Source organism: uncultured Microbacterium sp. (assembly GCF_963521645.1).
GTDB lineage: Bacteria > Actinomycetota > Actinomycetes > Actinomycetales > Microbacteriaceae > Microbacterium.
Genome location: NZ_CAUQVQ010000009.1, coordinates 15,174 through 35,933 on the forward strand (window position 1 = coordinate 15,174; position 20,760 = coordinate 35,933).

23 protein-coding genes and 2 tRNA genes are annotated in these 20,760 nt (G+C 67.3%); 13 read left to right on the plus strand and 12 right to left on the minus strand.

The annotated features are described in order from the left end of the window. The first annotated feature begins 1 nt into the window (after position 1). The 3 genes from RWO82_RS04085 to RWO82_RS04095 are packed head-to-tail and all read left to right on the plus strand — an operon-like array spanning position 2 to position 3,179. Positions 2-1,078 (plus strand): mechanosensitive ion channel family protein, encoded by a 1,077-nt coding sequence (locus RWO82_RS04085; RefSeq protein ID WP_399540710.1) that lies wholly within the window; start codon positions 2-4, stop codon positions 1,076-1,078. Next, entirely contained in the window at positions 1,075-1,524 is a 450-nt protein-coding gene (locus RWO82_RS04090; RefSeq protein WP_314423705.1) for a globin, read from the plus strand. The genes RWO82_RS04085 and RWO82_RS04090 overlap by 4 nt, the downstream gene beginning before the upstream one ends. Continuing rightward, positions 1,521-3,179, plus strand: coding sequence for an FAD-binding dehydrogenase (locus RWO82_RS04095; RefSeq protein WP_314423708.1), 1,659 nt, complete (start codon positions 1,521-1,523; stop codon positions 3,177-3,179). Before RWO82_RS04090 ends, RWO82_RS04095 begins: the two co-directional genes overlap by 4 nt. 7 nt (positions 3,180-3,186) lie before the next feature. Here the strand turns inward: RWO82_RS04095 and RWO82_RS04100 are convergent, their stop codons facing one another. Beyond that, positions 3,187-3,852 (minus strand): hypothetical protein, encoded by a 666-nt coding sequence (locus RWO82_RS04100; RefSeq protein ID WP_314423711.1) that lies wholly within the window; start codon positions 3,850-3,852, stop codon positions 3,187-3,189. Positions 3,853-3,903: 51 nt separating this feature from the next. On the opposite strand from RWO82_RS04100, the gene RWO82_RS04105 reads away from it, so the two are divergent. Further along, on the plus strand, positions 3,904-4,791 hold the full coding sequence (locus RWO82_RS04105; protein WP_314423714.1) for an acyl-CoA thioesterase II: 888 nt from the start codon (positions 3,904-3,906) through the stop codon (positions 4,789-4,791). Positions 4,792-4,807: 16 nt separating this feature from the next. Here RWO82_RS04105 and RWO82_RS04110 read toward each other — a convergent pair whose 3' ends face one another. The 4 genes from RWO82_RS04110 to RWO82_RS04125 all read right to left on the minus strand — a co-directional run bounded on the left by RWO82_RS04110 (position 4,808) and on the right by RWO82_RS04125 (position 8,194). Beyond that, positions 4,808-5,296 carry a thioesterase family protein gene (locus RWO82_RS04110; protein WP_314423715.1) on the minus strand — a complete coding sequence of 163 codons (489 nt, stop codon included), beginning with the start codon at positions 5,294-5,296 and terminating at the stop codon, positions 4,808-4,810. An 8-nt stretch (positions 5,297-5,304) separates the two neighbouring features. Then, positions 5,305-6,984 (minus strand): energy-dependent translational throttle protein EttA, encoded by a 1,680-nt coding sequence (ettA, locus tag RWO82_RS04115; RefSeq protein ID WP_314423718.1) that lies wholly within the window; start codon positions 6,982-6,984, stop codon positions 5,305-5,307. Between the two features lie 101 nt (positions 6,985-7,085). Further along, positions 7,086-7,589 (minus strand): DUF6993 domain-containing protein, encoded by a 504-nt coding sequence (locus RWO82_RS04120; protein WP_314423720.1) that lies wholly within the window; start codon positions 7,587-7,589, stop codon positions 7,086-7,088. A gap of 71 nt (positions 7,590-7,660) precedes the next feature. Next, positions 7,661-8,194: a single-stranded DNA-binding protein gene (locus RWO82_RS04125; RefSeq protein WP_314423723.1), complete on the minus strand. Its 534-nt coding sequence runs from the start codon at positions 8,192-8,194 to the stop codon at positions 7,661-7,663. A 195-nt stretch (positions 8,195-8,389) separates the two neighbouring features. Here RWO82_RS04125 and RWO82_RS04130 point away from each other — a divergent pair, with 195 nt between their 5' ends. After that, the gene (locus tag RWO82_RS04130; protein WP_314423725.1) at positions 8,390-8,659 is read left to right on the plus strand and encodes a hypothetical protein; all 270 of its coding nucleotides are present in this window, start codon (positions 8,390-8,392) and stop codon (positions 8,657-8,659) included. Positions 8,660-8,687: 28 nt separating this feature from the next. Here RWO82_RS04130 and RWO82_RS04135 read toward each other — a convergent pair. Further along, a tRNA-Arg gene (locus RWO82_RS04135) sits at positions 8,688-8,763 on the minus strand. A gap of 60 nt (positions 8,764-8,823) precedes the next feature. On the opposite strand from RWO82_RS04135, the gene orn reads away from it, so the two are divergent. The 6 genes from orn to RWO82_RS04165 all read left to right on the plus strand — a co-directional run bounded on the left by orn (position 8,824) and on the right by RWO82_RS04165 (position 11,448). Then, a complete protein-coding gene (gene orn, locus RWO82_RS04140; protein ID WP_314423728.1) occupies positions 8,824-9,450 on the plus strand; it encodes an oligoribonuclease in 627 nt (208 codons plus the stop codon). 36 nt (positions 9,451-9,486) lie between these two features. Then, positions 9,487-9,562 (plus strand) — tRNA-His (locus RWO82_RS04145). A 94-nt stretch (positions 9,563-9,656) separates the two neighbouring features. After that, positions 9,657-10,286 carry a LysE family transporter gene (locus tag RWO82_RS04150; RefSeq protein ID WP_314423730.1) on the plus strand — a complete coding sequence of 210 codons (630 nt, stop codon included), beginning with the start codon at positions 9,657-9,659 and terminating at the stop codon, positions 10,284-10,286. A gap of 36 nt (positions 10,287-10,322) precedes the next feature. Beyond that, entirely contained in the window at positions 10,323-10,670 is a 348-nt protein-coding gene (locus RWO82_RS04155; RefSeq protein ID WP_314423732.1) for a metallopeptidase family protein, read from the plus strand. Then, positions 10,667-10,960: an ATP-dependent Clp protease adapter ClpS gene (gene clpS / locus RWO82_RS04160; RefSeq protein ID WP_314423735.1), complete on the plus strand. Its 294-nt coding sequence runs from the start codon at positions 10,667-10,669 to the stop codon at positions 10,958-10,960. The genes RWO82_RS04155 and clpS overlap by 4 nt, the downstream gene beginning before the upstream one ends. Further along, on the plus strand, positions 10,957-11,448 hold the full coding sequence (locus tag RWO82_RS04165; RefSeq protein WP_314423738.1) for a DUF2017 family protein: 492 nt from the start codon (positions 10,957-10,959) through the stop codon (positions 11,446-11,448). The genes clpS and RWO82_RS04165 overlap by 4 nt, the downstream gene beginning before the upstream one ends. Positions 11,449-11,452: 4 nt before the next feature. Here RWO82_RS04165 and RWO82_RS04170 read toward each other — a convergent pair whose 3' ends face one another. The 6 genes from RWO82_RS04170 to gatC are packed head-to-tail and all read right to left on the minus strand — an operon-like array spanning position 11,453 to position 17,004. Further along, positions 11,453-12,034 carry a hypothetical protein gene (locus RWO82_RS04170; protein WP_314423741.1) on the minus strand — a complete coding sequence of 194 codons (582 nt, stop codon included), beginning with the start codon at positions 12,032-12,034 and terminating at the stop codon, positions 11,453-11,455. Beyond that, positions 12,018-12,335, minus strand: a complete 318-nt coding sequence (locus RWO82_RS04175; RefSeq protein ID WP_314423743.1) for a hypothetical protein — start codon at positions 12,333-12,335, stop codon at positions 12,018-12,020. Before RWO82_RS04175 ends, RWO82_RS04170 begins: the two co-directional genes overlap by 17 nt. A 37-nt stretch (positions 12,336-12,372) precedes the next feature. Further along, positions 12,373-13,629, minus strand: coding sequence for a DNA polymerase IV (gene dinB, locus RWO82_RS04180; RefSeq protein WP_314423746.1), 1,257 nt, complete (start codon positions 13,627-13,629; stop codon positions 12,373-12,375). 47 nt (positions 13,630-13,676) lie between these two features. Continuing rightward, positions 13,677-15,191, minus strand: a complete 1,515-nt coding sequence (gene gatB, locus RWO82_RS04185; RefSeq protein WP_314423748.1) for an Asp-tRNA(Asn)/Glu-tRNA(Gln) amidotransferase subunit GatB — start codon at positions 15,189-15,191, stop codon at positions 13,677-13,679. Continuing rightward, complete coding sequence (gene gatA / locus RWO82_RS04190) at positions 15,191-16,708, minus strand: Asp-tRNA(Asn)/Glu-tRNA(Gln) amidotransferase subunit GatA (RefSeq protein ID WP_314423751.1); 1,518 nt, start codon at positions 16,706-16,708, stop codon at positions 15,191-15,193. The genes gatB and gatA overlap by 1 nt, the downstream gene beginning before the upstream one ends. Continuing rightward, positions 16,705-17,004, minus strand: a complete 300-nt coding sequence (gene gatC, locus RWO82_RS04195) for an Asp-tRNA(Asn)/Glu-tRNA(Gln) amidotransferase subunit GatC (RefSeq protein WP_201469672.1) — start codon at positions 17,002-17,004, stop codon at positions 16,705-16,707. The genes gatA and gatC overlap by 4 nt, the downstream gene beginning before the upstream one ends. A gap of 68 nt (positions 17,005-17,072) precedes the next feature. Here gatC and RWO82_RS04200 point away from each other — a divergent pair, with 68 nt between their 5' ends. Continuing rightward, positions 17,073-18,773, plus strand: coding sequence for a long-chain-fatty-acid--CoA ligase (locus RWO82_RS04200; RefSeq protein ID WP_314423755.1), 1,701 nt, complete (start codon positions 17,073-17,075; stop codon positions 18,771-18,773). A gap of 47 nt (positions 18,774-18,820) precedes the next feature. Then, on the plus strand, positions 18,821-20,653 hold the full coding sequence (locus tag RWO82_RS04205; RefSeq protein ID WP_314423757.1) for a DEAD/DEAH box helicase: 1,833 nt from the start codon (positions 18,821-18,823) through the stop codon (positions 20,651-20,653). The last annotated feature ends 107 nt before the right edge of the window (positions 20,654-20,760 follow it).

Genomic DNA, 20,760 nt, shown 5'->3' on the forward strand with positions numbered 1-20,760 from the left:
GATGATCATGCTCCCGTTCGAAGTGTCTCCCGCGCCGACCGTCGCCGAGGTGCCGAAGTGGTGGGCGGACGTCCTCAACATCCTCGGCATCGTGGGCCTGAAGGCTCTTCATGTCGCGGTGATCATCGTGTCGTGCGTGGTCATCGCCCTCGTCCTGCGCGTGGTGATCCGCAGGGTCGTGCATCGGATCGTCGACTCGGCCAAGAACAAGGCCGACGTCGACGACACTCAGGCGCTCGAGCGTTCACCTCTCGCCGACATGCGACTCGTGCAGCGCACCCGCACGCTGGGCACGATTCTGCAGAACATCGTCAACGTGATGCTCGTCGTCATCGCCCTGGTCCTGATCGTGAACGCCCTGGATAACAGCCTGCTCGGATCGCTGACGCTGCTGACCGCCGCCGTCGGTGCGGGCCTCGGCTTCGGCGCGCAGAACATCGTCAAGGATGTGTTGAACGGCATGTTCATCGTCGCAGAAGACCAGATCGGCATCGGCGACGTCGTCGATCTCGGCCTCGCCTCAGGTGTGGTCGAGTACGTCAGCGTGCGCATCACCCAGGTGCGCGACGTGAACGGAACGCTCTGGTACGTGAGGAACGGCGAGGTGCTCCGGATCGGCAACATGTCCCAGGGGTGGGCGCGCGCGATCATCGATCTCGGCGTCCCCGCGGACTGCGATCTCGAGAAGGTCGAGCAGATAATGCTCGATACCGCTCAGAGCCTCGCGAAGGATCCCAAGTGGCGCACCCGCATCATCGAGAAGCCCGAGCTGTGGGGCCTCGAGTCGATCGACGGCGACGCCCTCGTGGTCCGTGTCGTGATCAAGGCCCGTGCCAACGCCAAGGACGATGTCGCGCAAGAGCTCCGCAAGCGCCTCCGGGCGGCCATGCTCGAGAATGAGATCACGCTGCCGAGCATGACCACGGTGATCCCCACGGGTCTCGACGGCGCTCGTCGAGTCCGCGGGGCGAACCCGCCGAGGACCAGGCCGAACGCCGTGACGGGCGTGCCGGTGATACCGGACCGCGGGATCTGGCGCCGCAAGAAGACGAACGACGACGGGAGCACCAAGAAGTGACGTTCTACGACGAAGTCGGCGGTCGCGAGACCTTCGCGAAGATCGTCTCGGTGTTCTATCGCGAGGTCGCACTCGATCCGGTCCTGAAACCCATGTACCCCGAAGACGACCTCGGTCCTGCGGAAGAACGCCTGCTGATGTTCCTCGAGCAGTACTGGGGCGGCCCCACCACCTACGGAGAGACGCGCGGGCATCCGCGCCTGCGGATGCGCCACATGCCGTTCCATGTGGACCCCGACGCGCGCGACCGATGGCTCCGGCACATGCGGACGGCTGTGGACGAAGCCCAGTTGTCGCCCCTCCACGAATCGACCCTGTGGGACTACCTCGAACGCGCCGCGTATGCCATGGTGAACACATTCGAGCCGTCGGGCATCGGTGCACCGTCTGCCGGGCGCCCCACGCTCGAGACGCGATCACGTCAGGAATCAACGGAGAAGACATGACGAACACGCCCGTGTCCGCAGACGTACTGGTCATCGGATGGGGGCTCGCCGGTCTCGTCGCCGCCGGCGAGGCTCTCGCCGCCGGACGGCGTGTGATCCTGATCGACCAGGAACCGCGCACGAACCTCGGTGGACAGGCGTGGTGGTCGTTCGGGGGGCTGTTCCTCATCGACTCCCCTGAGCAGAGACGGATGGGCATTCGCGATTCGCTCGCCCTCGCCACGCAGGACTGGTTCGGAACGGCCACGTTCGACCGCCCCGAAGACCACTGGCCGCGACGGTGGGCAGAGGCCTATCTGCAGTTCGCGGCGGGAGAGAAACGCTCCTGGTTGCGGGAACGGGGCGTCGGGTTCTTCCCGGTGGTCGGGTGGGCGGAACGAGGCGGCTACGGAGCGCTCGGTCCCGGGAACTCCGTCCCTCGGTTCCACATCACATGGGGCACCGGGCCCGGCGTCGTCGCACCGTTCGCGGCGGCGATCGAGCAGGGCGAGCGCGAGGGTCGGATCACGGTCCTCCCCCGCCATCGCGTGACGGAGCTCATCACGAGCGACGGAGCCGTCAGCGGCGCACGCGGGGTGATCCTCGAGTCGAGTCCCGCCGAGCGGGGGGTCGAATCGTCGCGCCGCGCGATCGGCGACTTCGAGATCAGCGCCGGCGCGACCGTCGTGGCCTCCGGCGGCATCGGGGGAAACCACGAACTCGTGCGCGCGGCGTGGCCCGCGCGGCTCGGCGCACCGCCGGAGCACATGCTCACGGGAGTACCGGCGTACGTGGACGGATCGATGCATGCCGTCTCCGAGTCCGCCGGTGCCCGACTCATCAACGGCGACCGCATGTGGCACTACGTCGAGGGCATCACGAACTGGGATCCGGTGTGGCCGTCGCACGGGATCCGCATCCTCCCCGGCCCCTCGTCGCTCTGGCTCGACGCGACCGGCAGACGACTGCCTGTGCCCCTCTTCCCGGGCTTCGACACGCTGGGCACACTGGCCCACCTTCGAGGCACAGGTCACGACCACTCCTGGTTCGTCACCTCACGCCGGATCGTCGAGAAGGAGTTCGCGCTGTCCGGAAGCGAGCAGAACCCGGATCTCACGGGGAAGGACATCGGACTGCTCGTCAGATCGCGTCTCGCCAAGGGACCGACGGGTCCCGTCCAGGCGTTCCTCGACGAGGGCGAGGACTTCATCGTCGAGAACGACCTCGAGTCCCTGCTCGAGCAGATGCAGCGGCATCCCGGCGGGGAATCGCTCGACATCGATCACGTGCGCCGGGAGATCGTGGCCCGAGACCTGGAGATGGAGAACGAGTTCACCAAGGACGCTCAGATCGGAATGCTGCGTTCGATGCGCGGATACCGGGGTGACAGACTGATCCGCACGGCGGCCCCTCATCGTCTCCAGGATCCGGCGGCCGGCCCGCTCATCGCTGTGAAGCTGCACGTTCTCACGCGCAAGTCGCTCGGCGGGATCAACACCGATCTCGAGGGCCGCGTCCTCGCGGACGACGGGGATCCGATCCCCGGTCTGTACGCCGCGGGTGAGGCGAGTGGCTTCGGCGGCGGCGGCATGCACGGCTATCGGGCTCTCGAAGGCACGTTCCTCGGCGGCTGCCTCTTCTCGGGTCGTCAGGCAGGGCGCGCTGCGAGCACCTGAGCGGAGGCTACGCGGCGGCGCCGGTTCCTCTGACGGCAGTGAGCCCCGAGGCCACGGGTCCACGAGCGAGAACATGGCCCCGACGAAACGCCAGCCGCGTCCACCGACCGGACTGCATCACGGGGACGTCCTCTTCCCCGGAGATGAAGCCGAAGGCGTCGGCCGCGAACGCGACGCCGCGCGGCAGCCCGCCGAGGTCTTCATCCGGCTCTCCCCAGATGGCGGCACGGAGCGCTCTGACGGCCTCTTCACCTGACCCCGGTGTCGCTCCCCGCGCCACCGCGCTGATCCCCCACTGCGCGCGCTGAGCGATCGCGGACGCCGCCAGCGTCGACGTCGCCTGCCACTCCCCCCGAGGCGGGGCGACGCCTGCCCACGCGGGCGAGAGCCCCGTCTCGGGCAGGGTCAGCGCCCGCTCGTCGTCGGTGGGAGAGAGCGCGGAGACGACGATGTCGCACTCGAGCTCGGGGTCGGCCTGCACGACGCGCATGGCCAGCACCGTGGGCGTCTGATCGAACAGGCCGTGGGGCGCCAGCGCAGCACTCGTCAGTGCGAGAACGCCACGCGCCGCCTGCAGCCGGACCCCCTCGTCGGAGATGCGGGTCGCTCGTCCCACGAAGGTCAGGACGTCCTTCGCCGTCTCGGCGTCTGCAAGAAGAAGCTGGTGTGGCACACCCTCTAAACTAGCAACGCCAGATGCCTCCGCTGTCGCGGGAAGGAAGTCATGACCGCCGACGCCCACGCGATCCGCACCGTCGAACAGCTCCTCGATGTTCTCGACCTCGATTCGACGCAGGCGCGCACCACAGAGGACATCTTCACCGGTTCATCGCATCCCATGCCCTCGGGGCGGATCTACGGCGGCCAGGTGCTCGCGCAGAGCCTCCTCGCCGCGGAGCGGACGCTTCCGGAGGATCGCGCCGTGCACTCCATGCACGGCTACTTCCTGCGGCCCGGCGATGCGAGTCAGGGAATCACGATCGCGGTGGATCGCATCCACGACGGACGCTCGTTCTCGACCCGTCGCTCGCAGGCGTACCAGAACGGCGTGCCGATCTTCTCGATGATCGCCTCCTTCCAAGACGACGATCCTGGCCTCGAACACGCCGTCCCGATGCCTGACGATGTTCCCGGACCGGACTCGCTGCTCCCGGACGAACAGCGCATCGACGGGGTCCCGTCCGGGGTGGTGCGGATGCTCAGCGATCGCGCCGCGGACGTGCGACATGTCGACTCTCCGCTGTTCCTTCCGAGCGACGACGCCCGCGTCCCCCAGCAGGGCGTCTGGATGCGCATGAAGGCACCGCTCCCCGACGACCAGCGCATCCACCGGGCCGCTCTCGCCTACCTGAGCGACATGACGATCCAGGAGTCCATCCTCCGCGCGCACGGTGTGCACTGGGGGCTCCCGGGACTCAAGGTCGCGAGTCTCGACCACGCGATGTGGTGGCATCGTCCCGCTCGCGTCGACGAGTGGCTGCTCTACCTGCAGGAATCGCCGAACGCGCGGGGCGGACGCGGTCTGGCTCAGGGACGGATCTACACGCAGACCGGCGATCTCATCGCCTCGGTGGCACAGGAGATCATGGTGAGGGTGCCGACGCCGGAGTGACGAGTCGCGCTTCTGCTCAGCGGTGTGCGTACTCGATCGAGGGTCCCATGTACGGTTCCCACGCGTCACGCATCTCCTGTGTCAGCCGCGTGGGTCGCCCCGTGGCGGCATCGACCAGGACGATGACCGCCGTCGAACGCGCGTAGACGACTCGGGGCTCAACCTCGGGATCGTTGTGGACCTCGTAGCAGACCTCGACGCTCGAGCCGCCGAGTTTGCCGAACCACATCTGGACCTCGAGCGGACGCCGCTGGTAGGGCACAGGAGCCAGGTACTCGATCTCCTGCCGTGCGATCAGTGTGAGGATGCCCTCGTCCAGCCCTGAATCCAGGACGGCCGTCGACGGGGCCTCCTCACCGGGGCCCGCACGCCAGAACGCGCGCACGCGCGCTTCCTCGAGCAGCTTGAGCATCGAGGTGTTGTTGACGTGGTTGAACGCATCCAGATCCCCCCAGCGGAGGTGGATCGGGATGTGCAGCCGGGCTCCCGGTGATGATTCCGACACGACGAGGATCAGTCGCGGGTCAGCTTGCGGTGCGTGGAGCGGTGCGGCTTGGCGGCATCCGCTCCGAGACGCTGGATCTTGTTCTCCTCGTAGGCCTCGAAGTTGCCCTCGAACCAGTACCACTGGTCGGGCTTCTCGTCCGTGCCCTCGTAGGCCAGGATGTGGGTCGCGATGCGATCGAGGAACCATCGATCGTGCGTGATGACCACGGCGCACCCGGGGAACTCGAGAAGGGCGTTCTCGAGCGAGCTCAGAGTCTCGACGTCGAGGTCGTTCGTGGGCTCGTCGAGCAGGAGCAGGTTGCCGCCCTCTTTGAGGGTCAGCGCGAGGTTCAGGCGGTTGCGCTCACCGCCCGAGAGCACTCCTGCCTTCTTCTGCTGGTCGGGTCCCTTGAAGCCGAACTTGGACACGTACGCGCGCGACGGGATCTCGGTCTTGCCCACAGTGATGAAGTCGAGCCCGTCGGACACGACCTCCCACAGCGTCTTGTCGGGGTCGATGTTCGAGCGCGACTGGTCGACGTAGCTGATCTTGACCGTCTCACCGATCTTCAGATCTCCGCCGTCGAGCGGCTCGAGACCGACGATGGTCTTGAAGAGCGTCGTCTTTCCCACACCGTTGGGTCCGATCACGCCCACGATGCCGTTGGGCGGCAGGCTGAAGCTGAGGCCGTCGATGAGCGAGCGTCCGTCGAAGCCCTTCTGCAGCTTCTTCGCCTCGATCACGACGCTGCCCAGACGCGGACCGGCAGGAATCTGGATCTCCTCGAAGTCGAGCTTCCTCGTGCGCTCGGCCTCCGTCGCCATCTCCTCGTAACGGGCGAGACGCGCCTTCGACTTCGTCTGACGCCCCTTCGCGCTCGACCGCACCCACTCCAGCTCCTCCTTGAGGCGCTTGGCGAGCTTGGCGTCCTTCTTCCCCTGGATCTCGAGGCGTTCGCCCTTCTTCTCCAGGTAGGTCGAGTAGTTGCCCTCGTAGCCGATCAGACGACCACGGTCGACCTCTGCGATCCATTCCGCGACGTGGTCGAGGAAGTACCGGTCGTGGGTGATGGCGATGACTGCACCCTTGTACGCCTGCAGGTGCTGCTCGAGCCAGAGCACGCTTTCGGCGTCGAGGTGGTTGGTCGGCTCGTCGAGCAGCAGCAGATCGGGCTTCTGGAGAAGCAGCTTCGCGAGCGCGACACGGCGCTTCTCACCACCCGAGAGAGGCGCGATCGCCGCGTCTCCGGGAGGCGTGCGCAGCGCGTCCATCGCCTGCTCCAGCTGTGAATCGAGGTCCCAGCCGTCAGCAGCGTCGATCTCCTCCTGCAGGGCTCCCATCTCGGCGAGGAGCGAATCGAAGTCCGCGTCCGGATCGGCCATCAGCATCGAGATCTCGTTGAAACGGTCGACCTTCGCCTTGATCGCGATGCCGTCCTGGATGTTCTCGATGACGGTCTTGGACTCGTCGAGCTCGGGCTCCTGCATGAGGATCCCGACGGAGAATCCCGGCGTCAGCTTCGCCTCGCCGTTCGAGGGCGTGTCGAGACCCGCCATGATCTTGAGGATCGTGGACTTACCCGCGCCGTTGGGCCCGACCATGCCGATCTTCGCGCCCGGGAGGAACGACATCGTCACGTCGTCGAGGATGAGCTTCTCGCCCACCGCCTTGCGCGCTCGGACCATCGAGTAGATGTACTCAGCCACCGAAAAAACTCCTTCTGTTGGCGTCGAGGATCGACACTCCAGCCTACCGGCCCCGTATCGGACTCCCGCCGTAAGCGATCACAGCTTCGACCCCGTCCGGATCACCAGTCGATGGCGCGGGTCGTTCCCACCAGGCACCGGCCCTCCGCCAGCTGCGGCAGCACAGCAGTGACGGGTTCTCCTGTCGACGGGCCCACTTGTCCGATCAGGCAGTCCGCCTCGCCCCATCGCACCGAGAACTGCAGACTCTCGACCGGGTTGCCCACGGTCGTGACATCCTGCGTGACCTGCATCGCCGCGCGATCGAATCCTGCAGCGATCAGCGCATCCACGTACGCGCGACCGGAACCACGGGATTCGGACGACCACACCTGAGCGGTCACCGCGCTGAAGAGAGGCAGATTGTCCTCCGCGGTCCCGTCGGGGACGAGCGCAGGGCCCGCGTCGGACGGGGTCGGCGTCTGCCCCGCAGCGGGAGCGCTCCCCTCCGGAGTAGGACCGGATGGATCCGCCGGCGAGCAGGAGGCGAGCGTCAGAATGAGTGCCGCTGCGGCGGCGCACGCGGTCGCATGACGGAGGACGGAGGAGCCCGAGGGTCGAAACACGGGTCGAGTCTACGGGCCGACTCCCCGGCCGCCGCCGTCGGGCTCCTCCGCCCGTCATGCGCTGACGGGGTTCAGCGGGCTCCGGTCGCCGCCGCGAAATCGGTGTCGAAGTCAGGGGTGCGCTCATCCACCGTCGCCCACGACGTGTCGATCTCCATACGATCGTCGGGTCCCTCCCGGTGCCCAGCGCCCCCTTCATCCGGCTGCTCAGGGGGTGCCTGGTCGCGCGCTCGCTCAGAGCCGGCAGCTCGCGGGCTCCGACGGTAGGCGGTCATCCCCCACCGCAGATCGTGGCCGATCGCATCCGCATCGATGTCCACGCTCGTCCCCTGCTTGCCGTTGTTCTCCCAGGACCGGATCTTCAACCGGCCCGTGACGATCACGCTGTCGCCGGACCTCAACGATGCCTTCGCGTTCTCCGCGAGCTGGCGGAACGCCGCGACCGAATACCAGTTCGTGATGACATCGACCCATGTCTGGGTCGCGTCATCGAACCGCCGGTGCGTGCTCGCCAATCGGAAATTCGTGACCGGGATGCCGCTCGCGGTCCGCCCCTGAGTCGGGTCGGTCGCGACGTTGCCGATGATCGTGACGGTGTCGTGCATTGCTCGTCTCCTCTGTGTGCCGGGCCCGCGCCCGGATGTACCCAGAGTGCGCGCACGGGCGACGCGGCTGCGCCCGCAGAGGCGCAGGTCGTGGACGGATTCTCACAACCCGTCGGCTGTGCAGGACGGCCCGCGAACGTCGGCGCGCCGGATGTCGGTGGTCGCCCATATGTTCGAATCGAGAGGAGAAAACCGATGTCCGACACCCTGATCAGTCCCCGCCCCGAGGCTCCCTACGCCGCGCCGAAACTCGCCTCACCGCGAGAGCGTCTCATCCGCGCCGCCGCTCACCTGTGGCGGGTCCAGAATTCGTCCGGCCGCACTATCGGCCATCTCCGCCTCATGAGCGACCCTCTGGGCGTCAGATACCGTGCAGAGCGACTTCACCTCGCGAGCGCGTCGTTCCGACTCGTCGGCGACTTCTGGCGGGCCGACGACGCGGTGGCGGCGCTGCGCAACGGCTGAGCGCGGCCACTTCGGTACGCCGCGCCGATGGTGCCCCCGGCAGGATTCGAACCTGCGACCAAGAGATTAGAAGGCTCCTGCTCTATCCCCTGAGCTACGGAGGCGGGGCACTTCTACCGTACCGCGCCAGAGGCTGATGTCTGTGCCGTCGATAGTATGGCCGCATGGTATCTGCGTCAGAGAACGACCGCCTCGTCTGGATCGACTGCGAGATGACGGGGCTCGACCTCGCCGTGGACGAGCTCGTGGAGATCGCGGTGGTCATCACCGATTTCGAGTTGCAGCCCGTCGATCCGGGCTTCCAGATCGTGATCCGACCTGGTGCGGCCGCCCTCGAGAACATGAACGACTTCGTGGCGAAGATGCACGAGACCTCCGGGCTGATCACCGAGATCCCCGACGGTGTATCGCTCGAGGACGCGCAGGCGCAGACTCTCGCCTACATCAAGCGGTTCGTTCCGCTCGAGCGAAAGGCACCGCTCGCCGGAAACACCATCGGCACCGACCGGATGTTCCTCGCGAAGTACATGCCGGAGGTCGACCAGTGGCTGCACTACCGGAACGTCGATGTCTCGAGCATCAAGGAGCTGTCTCGCCGGTGGTACCCCCGAGTGTTCTTCCAGGCGCCGGCGAAGGATGGGGGCCATCGCGCGCTCGCGGACATCCTCGAATCGATCCGAGAGCTTCGCTACTACCGGGAAGCTGTCTTCGTCGACGAGCCGGGGCCGAGCAGTGACGATGCGCGCGACATCGCGACCCGCACCGTGTCAGAGTTCACTCCGAACATGTAATACACTTGTCAGGTCGCCAACCCAGGTTGGTACATGGTGGGTATAGCTCAGCTGGTAGAGCGCTGGCTTGTGGTGCCGGATGTCGCGGGTTCGAGTCCCGTTACTCACCCCAGCTCATAAGAGGCCCGAGTCATGTGACTCGGGCCTCTTCTGCATCTGTGCGCGATCGGTCCGGACGACGGTGCCTTCGCCTCTAGGATTGCGGAGTGTCACTCGCCGTATGGTTCTCGCTCCTGACCGCCTGCGTCGTGATCAGCTTCACTCCGGGCGCCGGCGCCATCAATACGATGTCGAACGCCCTCAGCCAGGGGTGGCGCCGTTCCATCTGGGGAATCGTGGGCCAGCAGCTCGCCCTCATCGTCCACGTCGCCATCGTCGCGGCCGGGCTCGGACTCGTCGTCTCGCAGTCCGAGGTGCTGTTCACCGTCATCCGCTATGCCGGTGCCGCCTACCTCTTGTTCCTCGGACTACGGCTGATCCTGACCAAGCCCGCCTCCGCGGAGCTCGACGTCGATCCCGACATCGACCTGCGTGAGGGCCACTGGTCGATGATCCGACGAGGGTTCTGGGTGAATCTGCTCAACCCGAAGGCCATCGTGTTCTTCCTGGCGTTCATCCCGCAGTTCATACGCCTGGACGAGCCCCAGTTGCCGCAGTACCTCACGCTGATCCTCACCGTGACGGTCGTCGACGTGCTCGTGATGTGGGGATTTTTCGCGACCGCGGCTCGCCCGTTCCGTCGATTGACCCGGTCGGCGACGGGTCAGCGAACGTTGAACAGCATCTTCGGCGCGCTCTTCATCGCGGTTGCCGCGCTCCTGGTCTTCCTTCACTGACGCGTCGCCCGCTCTCGCGGCAATAGGCTGGAGGAGATGGAGATGGATGCCGCACGCTTCGAGGAACTCGTGATCGACGAGCTCGATCGACTGCCCGACGAGATGGTCGACGGGCTCGAGAATGTGGTCTTCGTCGTCGAAGATCGCCCTGAGGACGGGAGCCTCGACCTCCTCGGACTCTACGACGGGCTGGCACTCACCGAGAGGATGCAGTACGGCTCCGGCGAGCTGCCCGACCGGATCGTCGTGTATCGCGAGCCGCATCTCGCGGCCTGCGAGGACGAGACCGAGCTTCGCGACGAGGTGCACACGACCCTGGTGCACGAGATCGCGCACTTCTACGGCATCGACGACGCGCAGTTGCACGAGCTGGGGTGGGCATGACTCCCCTTGCGACGCCCGATGTCGAGGAGATCGTCGAGCTCACGGCTGCGCCCCTCGAACCCTGGGAGGTGGTCGTGTGGAACGACCCCGTCAACCTGATGAGCTACGTCGTGCGTGTGTTCCGCACCTACTTCGGGTACTCGCTCGAACGGGCGACACAGCTCATGCGCGCCGTTCATCATGACGGGCACGCCGTCGTCGCCAGCGGTCCACGCGAGACGATGGAGGTCCACGCCCAGGCCATGCACGACTACGGTCTCTGGGCGACCGTGCGAAAGGCCTCACGATGACCGATGCGATCGTGCGCGTGCGGATGGCGCGGCTGGAAGCCGCCCAGCTCGCCCAGCTCGTCGACGACTTCCGTGAGCTCGTCGGCTCGGACCGGGATGCCTCCGATCCGGCCATCAGGCGTCTGGTCCCCGACCCGTACCCCGATGACGACGAGGCTTCGCGCTCCTTCCGACAGGCGACGCAGGAGGACACTCTCGACCGACGGGCACTCGATGCGGATGTCGTTCGAGCCGCACTCGCCGATCTCCGCGGCGACGTGGCCTCCATGTCTCAGGTCGACGCATTCACCGAACATTCGCTGGACATCCCGGATTCCGATGTCGACTCCTGGCTGCGCACGCTCACGGCGCTGCGGCTCGTGATCGCTGAGCGTCTGGGCATCGAGAGCGACGACGACAACGATCCTGACGACGCCAGGTTCGGCGTCTACGACTGGCTCGGCTACCGGCTCGAACTCATCATCGAAGCGGCCGACGAGATCTTGTGAGCCCTCAGGGCACGTCGATGACGCGCGTGGCGAGGGATCGCGGATCGTCCCGAGCGATGTGAGCGTTCTCCTGCGCCGCCCACCTGTCCCAATGCGGGCGGTAGGCGTCGCCATCCCGATCGAGTGCCCGCGCCTTGCGCCCCGGCTCGGCGGACTCGAGCCAGACGCGCACGTCCGCGATAGCCGCGGTCGCCGGTGTCAGGATTCCGCTGCCTTCTATGAGCACTCCGAGCGACGGGTCCACGGCATGGCTCTCCGCCTCGACATTCCGTTCCCAGTCCCAGCGGCGCCATTCTCCGAGATACCCGCGGCCGTGGGGCCTCAGGATGCCGTCGAGGGCGTGCTCGACGCCGCTCTCCAGCCCGTCCCACCCCGGATAGATCGAGTCCAGGGCGACGACCTGCACCCTGCCGACGATCGGCCAGCGTTCGACGAGCATGCGCGCGAGCGTGGTCTTTCCTGCTCCGCTGCGTCCGTCGACGATGACGACCGGATTGGCCGCCGCGAGACCGCGGATATCAGCGGCGATCAGCGTCGCGGCGCGCTCGAGCGCGACCGCGACCGGGTCATCACTTCTTGAGGGCACGGATGATGCGCGAGAGTGCTCGCCCTGCCACCCAGACGAACGGTACGGCGACGACCAGCAGAGTGACGATATTGGGCTCGAATCGAAGGCCCTCCTCGCGACGCACGTACACGCCGACGGGCACGGAGACTCCCCCGCCGCCACCGCCTTCGGCACCGTCGCCGCTTCCGCCGCCGAAGCCCGAGTATGTGAAGGCCACAGGGGTGATGCTCACGCCATCGACATCCTGCGGTTCTCCGTACGCGCTCTTCACGCCGAACGAGGCGGTCTGCTTTCCGAGTTCCAGTGCAATGTTGGGCATGGCTCCACGCTAGCCCAGGAATCGATCGGCGGAGAGGTCAATCCAGGCCGTGCGTTCTCGGATGCTGCGCGGCACCGCGGCCTTCGCCCCGTCCGATATGCCGGGCTCGACCGATCATCGCCGATCCGAAACGTGCGACGGCGTCGTCCACCGCGCCCTCGACGCGACGCCAGTCCTCATCATCGTCCCAGAGACCGATGCCGCCGCCGCCCGCAGGCCGGAGCTTCTCGGCGCGCACACCGACGAGACGCACGGGATCGCGGCGTTCGATCTGGTCGAACAACGTCTGTGCGGCTTCGCCGATTCGCTGGCCGACGGCGGTCGGCTCCGGCAGGGTCTGGGAGCGGCTCACCGTGCGGAAGTCGTCGAAGCGGACTTTGATCGCCACCGTGGCGGCCTCCCACTCGGCCTTCCGCAGCCGGGCGGCGACACGATCGGCGAGTCTGAGCAGCTCTGCCCGGAGGTACGTGCGATCGGAGACGTCGGTGTCGAAGGTCTCTTCGTGGCCGATGCTCTTCTCGATCCGTTCGGTCTCGACCGCTCGCGCGTCCTCCCCGCGGGCGAGCTGCGCGAGGCGGGCGCTCAGGGCGGGACCGACCGCGCGATCGAGCATCTCCGCCGATGACGTGCGGATGTCGCGGACCGTACGTATTCCGCGCCCTTCCAGCGCCTCCGCGGCTTTCGGGCCCACACCCCACATCGCCCGCACGGGTCGCGGGTCGAGGAATGCCTGCGTATCGGAGGCAGCGACCACGAGCATGCCGTTCGGCTTCGAGATCGTCGACGCCATCTTGGCGACGTGCTTGGTCGCCGCCACGCCGACGCTGCAGGTGATGCCGACCTCGTCGCTCACGCGCTCACGCACCAGCTGGGCGATCTGTGCCGGGCTGCCCCACAGGCGCCGCACGCCCCGGACATCGAGGAATGCCTCGTCGACCGACAGCGGCTCGACCAGCGGTGTGATCGACTCGAAGATCGCCATCACCTGACGGGAGACCGCCCGGTAGCGGTGGAAGTGCGGAGGCACGATCTTCGCCGAGGGACACAGCCTGAGCGCCTGCGACACCGGCATGGCGGCGCGCACTCCGTATCGGCGCGCCTCGTAGGAAGCGCTGGAGACGACCGACCGACCGTCCGGAGCCCCGATGATCAACGGGAGACCGCGAAGCCCGGGGTCGTCGAGCACCTCGACCGCCGCATAGAACGCATCCATGTCGACATGAAGGATGCTCGTCCCCGTGTCGTCGGCATCGGCGGACGACACGATGCGCCCTCTGCCGTCGCCGTGTCCCATGAGACCATTCTCCCCCGGACCTCGGACACGAGGCCCGGGGGCGGGGGTTACTGCGCAGCGCGCTCGAGGACGAGTTCCCGGACCCTGGCGGCATCCGCCTGGCCCTTCATGGCCTTCATCACCGCGCCGATCACGGCACCGGCGGCCTGGACCTTCCCGTCCTTGATCTTCGCGAGCACGTCGGGCTGCGCGGCGAGGGCCTCGTCGATAGCGGCGATCAGCGCTCCGTCATCCGAGACGACCGCGAGTCCGCGGCCGTCGACGACCTCCTGAGGCGTCCCCTCCCCGGCGATGACTCCCTCGAGCACCTGACGTGCCAGCTTGTCCGTGAGCGTTCCCGCGTCGACGAGCTTCTGCAGTGCGGCGACGTTCTCCGGCGACACCAGCTCGGTGACATCCTTCTCCTGTGCGTTGGCGAGGCGCGTGATCTCGCCCGTCCACCACTTGCGCGCCGTCGCCGGAGTCGCTCCGGCGGCGATGGTCGCCTCGACGACCTCGGTCAGACCACCGTTGCGCACATCCTGGAACTCGAGGTCGGTGAACCCCCACTCGGCCATCAGACGCCGACGGCGAGCCACCGGCTGCTCCGGCAGCTCGGCGCGCAGCGACTCGATCAGCTCCGCCGTGGGCTCCACGGGGACCAGATCCGGTTCGGGGAAGTAGCGGTAGTCGTCTGCATCCGACTTCGGGCGACCCGGCGAGGTCGTTCCGGTGTCCTCATGCCAGTGCCGGGTCTCCTGCGTGATCGTGCCGCCGTCGGCGAGGATCTGCGCCTGACGCTGGATCTCGTACCGCACGGCACGCTCGACCGAACGCATGGAGTTGACGTTCTTCGTCTCGGTCCGGATGCCGAGCTTCTCCTGACCGCGGGGGCGCAGCGAGACGTTGGCGTCGCAGCGGAGGTTGCCGCGCTCCAGGCGTGCCTCGGAGATGCCGAGGCTGCGCACGATGTCACGGATCGTCGCAACGTAGGCTTTCGCCACCTCGGGAGCGCGGTGCTCGGTGCCGAAGATCGTCTTGGTCACGATCTCGACGAGAGGAACACCCGCACGGTTGTAGTCGACGAGGGAGTACTCGGCTCCCTGGATGCGTCCGGTCGCGCCACCCATGTGGGTCAGCTTGCCGGCATCCTCCTCCATGTGGGCGCGCTCGATCGGGATCTGCACGATCGTGCCGTCCTCGAGCTCCACCTCGACGGATCCCTCGAACGCGATCGGCTCGTCGTACTGCGAGATCTGATAGTTCTTGCCGAGGTCCGGGTAGAAGTAGTTCTTCCGCGCGAATCGGCTCGACGGGGCGATCGAGCAGCCGAGGGCGAGGCCCAGGCTGATCGACGAACGGATCGCGGTCTCGTTCACGACAGGCAGTGAACCGGGCAGCCCGAGGTCGACCGGGGCGATCAGCGTGTTCGGCTCGGCGGCGTGATACAGCTCGTTCGCGGGGTTCGGCGCGTCCGAGAACATCTTCGTGTGCGTGTTGAGCTCGACATGCACCTCGAACCCGAGCACGGGCTCGAACATCTCCAGGGCCTTGTCGAAGTCCATGAGCTTGGCGGTGGCCATCAGCGGGTCCCTCCCACGAGCTGGGGTGCACGCGTGAGGAGCGGTGCTCCCCACGAATCGACGAGCAGCGTCTCGACCGCGGCGCCGACTCTGTAGAGCCGCGCGTCCTCACGCGCGGGGGCGATGAACTGGATGCCGACCGGCAGCCCGTCCTCCGCTGCCAGTCCGCTGGGAACCGAGATCCCGGGGACGCCGGCGAGGTTCACGGGGATCGTCGTGATGTCGTTCAGGTACATCTGCAGCGGATCGTCGATCTTCTCGCCGATCTTGAACGCCGTGGTCGGGGCCGACGGCGTCGCGATGACGTCGACATCGGCGAAGGCGTTCGCGAAGTCCTGCTGAATGAGCGTGCGGACCTTCTGCGCGCTGCCGTAGTACGCGTCGTAGTACCCGGCCGACAGCGCGTACGTACCGAGGATGATGCGACGCTTCACCTCATCGCCGAAACCGGCGTCACGCGTCGCGGACATCACGTCCTCGACCGTCGGAGTGCCGTTCGGCGTGACGCGGAGGCCGAAGCGCACCGAGTCGAACTTCGCGAGGTTGCTGGACGCCTCGGCGGGCAGGATCAGGTAATAGGCAGCCACGCCGTACTCGAAGTGCGGCGCGCCGATCTCGACGATCTCTGCGCCGTGAGCCTCCATCAGCGCAAGTGCGCTGCGGAACGACTCGGCGACGCCGGGCTGGAAGCCGCTGTCGGGCAGCTCCCGGATGACGCCGACCTTGAGCCCCTTGAGGACATCTCCGCGCGCACCCTCCCGGGCGGCCTCCGCGAACGACGGCCACTCATCGCGGAGCGAGGTGGAGTCCTTCGGGTCATGGCCGCCGATCGCGTCGTGCAGGAGACCGGCGTCGAGCACGGTGCGCGTGACCGGTCCGACCTGGTCGAGGCTCGAGGCGAGCGCGATGGCGCCGTAGCGGCTCACGCCGCCGTAGGTCGGCTTGACGCCGACGGTGCCGGTCACGTGCGCGGGCTGACGGATCGAGCCGCCGGTGTCGGAGCCCAGTGCGAGAGGCGCCTCGAACGCGGCGACGGCCGCTGCCGACCCCCCGCCCGAACCGCCGGGGATCCGATCGAGGTCCCACGGGTTGCGGGTGGGGCCGTATGCGGAGTGCTCGGTGGAGGATCCCATGGCGAACTCGTCCATGTTGGTCTTGCCGAGCGGGATCATGCCTGCGGCGCGTGATCGCGCGACGACCGTGGCGTCGTAGGGCGAGCGGTAGCCCTCGAGGATCCGCGAGCCGCTCGTCGTCGGCTGATCCGTCGTGACCAGAACGTCCTTGATGGCCAACGGCACGCCTGCGATCGGGCCGAGAGGTTCGCCCGCTGCGCGCTGAGCGTCGACGGCGGCAGCAGCCGCGAGAGCACCGTCGTTGACGTGCAGGAAGGCATGGACATCGCCGTCGACGGCCGCGATCCGGTCGAGGTGCGCGCGAGTCGCCTCGACGCTCGAGATCTCGCGGCTGACGAGCTTCTCGGCGAGTTCGGCGGCGGTCAGGCGGATGATGTCGCTCACTGCTCTTCTCCCAGGATCGCGGTGACGCGGAACCGGCCGTCTGCCTGGTCCGGCGCATTCTGAAGGACCTGCTCGTGCGTGAGAGGTTCGCCGACGACGTCGGGCCGATACACATTGCTCAGCGGTATGGGATGACTCGTCGCGGCCACGTCGGGGCTTGCGACCTCCGACACCTTCGCGATGTTGTCGACGATGGCGTCGAGCTGGCCCGTCAGCCGGGTCACCTCGTCGTCGTTGAGCTGGATGCGCGCGAGCACGCCGAGATGACGCACGAGATCAGGGGTGATTTCAGACACGCTCTCAAGTCTAGTTGCCGCGCTGGCAGGGTCCCTGCGGTCCGGTGACGCCGCCCTATGCTGGGCGGGTGAGCTCGTATCAGCCTCCTCGCCCATGGGTCACCAGCTACGCCGCGGGAGTCCCCCAGGACCTCTCCCCCGTGTCCGGCTCGTTGATCGACATCGTCGCCGCCTCGGCGCGCGACTACCCGGATGCACCCGCGCTGCAGTTCTTCGGGCGCGAGACGACATACTCCGATCTGCAGGATGCGATCACCCGGGCAGCATCGGGACTGCGTGACCTCGGCGTGCGCGCTGGTGATCCTGTCGCGATCGTGTTGCCGAACTGCCCGCAGCACATCGTCGCCTTCTACGCCGTGCTCCGCCTCGGGGCCGTCGTGGTCGAGCACAATCCGCTCTACACCCCGCGGGAACTGCGCAAGCAGTTCGAGGACCACGGCGCGAAGCACGCGATCGTGTGGAACAAGGTCGTCTCCACCGTGCAGGAGTTCCCGGCCGACCTCGCGGTGACGAATCTGATCTCCGTCGACGTGACCCGCGCCATGCCCCTCTTCACGCGCGCCGCGCTGCGGCTGCCGATAGCCAAGGCGCGGGAGTCGCGCGCCGCGCTGACGGAGAAGGTGCGGGGAACGATCACGTGGGATTCGGTGACGCGATCGACCCCGCTTCCGGACACGCATCCCCGGCCGGCCACCGAAGATCTCGCGATCATCCAGTACACGTCGGGGACCACCGGAACTCCGAAGGGCGCGGCACTCACGCACGGCAACCTGCTCGCGAACGCCGCGCAGTCGCAGGCCTGGGTGCCGTCGATCCAGCGCGGCAAGGGCTGCGTCGTGTACGCCGTGCTGCCGATGTTCCACGCGTACGGACTCACGCTGTGCTTGACGTTCGCGATGTCGATGGGCGCGCGGCTCGTGCTGTTCCCGAAGTTCGATCCGGATCTCGTTCTCGACGTGGTGAAGAAGCATCCGGCCACTTTCCTCCCGCTCGTCCCGCCCATCGCCGATCGCCTGTTGGCAGCCGCGAACGCCAAGGGAGTCTCGCTCGACGGCATCGAGGTCGCGATCTCGGGAGCGATGGCCCTGCCGCATGAGCTCGTCGTGCCGTTCGAGGCCGCGACGAACGGTTTCCTGGTCGAGGGATACGGGCTCAGCGAATGCTCCCCCGTGCTGATGGCGAACCCCGTGGCAGACAACCGGGTACCGGGAACGGTCGGACTGCCGCTGCCCGGGACGGAGTGCCGCGTGGTCGACCCCGATGATCCGACGCGGGATGTGACCCCCGGCACCGCGGGTGAACTTCTGGTGCGAGGGCCGCAGGTCTTTTCCGGCTACTACGGCAAGCCGGAGGAGACCGAGGCCGTCTTCGTCGACGGCTGGTTCCGCACCGGCGACATCGTGACGGTCGACGATGCAGGTTTCATCAGAATCGTCGACCGCATCAAAGAGCTCATCATCACCGGCGGCTTCAACGTGGCCCCGACCGAGGTCGAGAATGCTCTGCGGCAGCATCCGCAGGTGGCGGACGCCGCGGTGGTCGGTCTTCCGAGCGACCACTCGGGCGAAGAGGTCGTCGCGGCTATCGTGATCGCCGCGGGAGCCGAGGTCGACGTCGAGGCGGTGCGCGACCATGCCCGCGGCATCCTCACGCCCTATAAGGTTCCCCGCCGCATCTTCATCGTCGACGAGCTCCCCACTTCGCTGATCGGCAAGGTGCTCAGACGACAGGTGAAGGAGAAGCTCGTCGCGCTGACTTCGGGTGAGTGAAGACGCTCTCACAGGCACGGGCGACTGCGACGCGCTACCCTTGGTCAGTGACTCCTGAAGACGCTGTGCCCACCGACGCCCCCGAGACCCCTGGATTCGAGGCGCTCGGCATCACCGGCCCCGTCCTCAAGGCCATCAAGGATCTCGGCTACGAGACCCCCTCCCCCATCCAAGCCGCGACGATCCCGACCCTGCTGTCCGGTCGCGATGTCGTCGGCATGGCCCAGACCGGCACGGGAAAGACCGCGGCCTTCGCGCTCCCCGTCCTGGAGCGCCTCGACGTGTCGCAGAAGACTCCGCAGGCTCTCGTGCTCGCACCGACGCGCGAGCTCGCCCTGCAGGTGTGCGAGGCCTTCGAGTCCTACGCATCGAAGATGAAGGGCGTCCATGTCCTCCCGGTCTACGGAGGGCAGGGCTACGGCGTTCAGCTGTCGGCGCTCCGCCGCGGTGTGCACGTGATCGTCGGAACCCCCGGCCGCATCATGGATCACCTCGCCAAGGGCACTCTCGACCTTTCGCAGCTGCAGTACCTGGTGCTCGACGAGGCCGACGAGATGCTCAAGATGGGCTTCGCGGAAGACGTGGAGCAGATCCTCGCGCAGACGCCCGAAGAGAAGCAGGTCGCCCTGTTCTCGGCGACGATGCCTCCTCAGATCCGTCGTCTGGCGCAGAAGTACCTGCGCGAGCCCGAAGAGATCAGCATCAAGTCGAAGACCGCGACCGGCACGAACATCACGCAGCGCTACCTCGTCGTGTCGTACGCGCAGAAGGTCGATGCGCTCACGCGCATCCTCGAGGTCGAGAACTTCGACGGCATGATCGTGTTCGTGCGGACGAAGAACGAGACCGAGACGCTCGCCGAGAAGCTGCGCGCCCGCGGATACTCCGCCGCCGCGATCAACGGCGACGTGCCTCAGGTGCAGCGCGAGCGCAGCGTCAACCAGCTCAAGGCGAGCAAGCTCGACATCCTCGTCGCGACCGACGTGGCCGCTCGAGGTCTGGACGTCGAGCGCATCAGCCACGTCATCAACTTCGACATCCCCACCGACACCGAGTCGTACGTGCACCGCATCGGCCGCACGGGGCGTGCCGGGCGCACGGGAGATGCGATCAGCTTCATCACCCCGCGCGAGCGCTACCTGCTGAAGTCCATCGAGAAGGCCACGCGTCAGCAGCCCACCCAGATGCAGCTGCCGAGCCTCGACGACGTGAACACCACGCGTCTCGCCCGCTTCGACGACGCGATCACCACGGCGCTCAGCGACGCCGCGCGCATCGAGAAGTTCCGCGACATCATCGACCACTACGTGCGCAACCACGACGTGCCCGAGGCGGATGTCGCAGCGGCACTCGCGGTCGTCGCACAGGGAGAGACTCCGTTGCTGCTCGACCCCGCCGACGATGCACTGTCGAAGGCCGTCGAGTACGACAACCGGCCGCCGCGCGAGAGCAACACCCGTGACCGCCGCGAGACCCGCGAACCGCGGGAGCGCCGTGGCCGCGGCGACTACAAGCCGTACCGCATCGAGGTCGGCCGCCGCCACCGGGTCGAGCCCCGGCAGATCGTCGGAGCGCTCGCGAACGAGGGCGGCCTGGGTCGCGACGACTTCGGCGCGATCAACATCCGCCCGGACTTCACCGTGGTCGAACTGCCCGCGAACCTCGACTCGTCTGTCCTCGACAAGCTGAAGGACACGCGCATCTCGGGTCGTCTGATCGAGATCAAGCCCGACCGCGGACCCGCGAACCGCCGTACCGACGGCCCCCGCGGAGGCTTCGATCGACGCGACGACCGCCCTCGCTACGACCGCGACGAGCGTCCGGCGCGGAGTGACGAGCGTGCGGAGAAGCCGTTCCGCAAGCCGCGCCACAAGGGCTGATCAGCAGTACCGCATCGAACGCGCCGCACCCCCGACGATGTCAGGATGCGGCGCGTTCTGCGTATCCGGTCGAACCGCCCGAGAAGACCGCGGCAGCGAGCGTCAGC

Bases quoted from the DNA above. Each gene is read 5' to 3' on its own strand.
- RWO82_RS04085 (WP_399540710.1), top strand. From the start codon at position 2: ATGATCATGCTCCCGTTCGAAGTGTCTCCCGCGCCGACCGTCGCCGAG.
- RWO82_RS04095 (WP_314423708.1), top strand. From the start codon at position 1,521: ATGACGAACACGCCCGTGTCCGCAGACGTACTGGTCATCGGATGGGGG.
- RWO82_RS04105 (WP_314423714.1), top strand. From the start codon at position 3,904: ATGACCGCCGACGCCCACGCGATCCGCACCGTCGAACAGCTCCTCGAT.
- RWO82_RS04125 (WP_314423723.1), bottom strand. From the start codon at position 8,194: ATGCACGACACCGTCACGATCATCGGCAACGTCGCGACCGACCCGACT.
- RWO82_RS04130 (WP_314423725.1), top strand. From the start codon at position 8,390: ATGTCCGACACCCTGATCAGTCCCCGCCCCGAGGCTCCCTACGCCGCG.
- orn (WP_314423728.1), top strand. From the start codon at position 8,824: ATGGTATCTGCGTCAGAGAACGACCGCCTCGTCTGGATCGACTGCGAG.
- RWO82_RS04155 (WP_314423732.1), top strand. From the start codon at position 10,323: ATGGAGATGGATGCCGCACGCTTCGAGGAACTCGTGATCGACGAGCTC.
- clpS (WP_314423735.1), top strand. From the start codon at position 10,667: ATGACTCCCCTTGCGACGCCCGATGTCGAGGAGATCGTCGAGCTCACG.
- RWO82_RS04165 (WP_314423738.1), top strand. From the start codon at position 10,957: ATGACCGATGCGATCGTGCGCGTGCGGATGGCGCGGCTGGAAGCCGCC.
- RWO82_RS04175 (WP_314423743.1), bottom strand. From the start codon at position 12,335: ATGCCCAACATTGCACTGGAACTCGGAAAGCAGACCGCCTCGTTCGGC.
- dinB (WP_314423746.1), bottom strand. From the start codon at position 13,629: ATGGGACACGGCGACGGCAGAGGGCGCATCGTGTCGTCCGCCGATGCC.
- gatB (WP_314423748.1), bottom strand. From the start codon at position 15,191: ATGGCCACCGCCAAGCTCATGGACTTCGACAAGGCCCTGGAGATGTTC.